Source organism: Phyllobacterium sp. P5_D12 (genome assembly GCF_054049495.1).
Genome location: NZ_JBFUMG010001199.1, coordinates 1 through 529, shown reverse-complemented (window position 1 = coordinate 529; position 529 = coordinate 1). Strand labels below are relative to the sequence as shown.

1 protein-coding gene is annotated in these 529 nt (G+C 56.5%); it reads left to right on the top strand.

Translation table 11 applies throughout. The features are described from left to right. Positions 1–529, top strand: a 529-nt coding sequence (locus tag ACXJ5O_RS29490) for a hypothetical protein (protein WP_457302990.1), incomplete at both ends; no start/stop codon positions are given.

The following is a 529-nucleotide window of genomic DNA, read 5'->3' as shown; positions in this document are numbered from 1 at the left end:
GCGTCGCGCAGCTCAAGCAGCAGCGCGTAGCGCTCGCACCGAGCGTCAAGCCTGGCGATACCTCGGTGGATGCGGTCTCGCTCAGCTTTGACGGCTTCGTTGAGCCGAACAATTTCAAGATGCGAAATTACAGCGAGAACCTCTCAAAACCTATCTTCTATCCGGTGGTCGAGCGCGCCAATATTCGTATCGCTGCGCTGGCGCAATTGACAGGCAGCGCCAAATCCAACACGGTGAAATGGAATACCCACTATTTGCAAAATGGTTTTGCCGCCAGCAATCAGGGCCAGGTTTTTGTCGATGTCCTCTCTGAATCAGGCATGGCTCAACTTGACTTTTCCAGCCAGGGCGATCGCGCCGGCGGTTTCGTCCAACCCAATCTGAAGCCGAGTGCCCTGTCGCGCCTGACGGGACCAGTCACGGGAAGTGTATCGAACTTCATTGCCGGAAACATGAGTGGCGCAGATGCGTTCCCCGCGACATTATCGGACCTGCCGTTGCCGCTGCTTTTCGGTTGTATCCCGTTGGG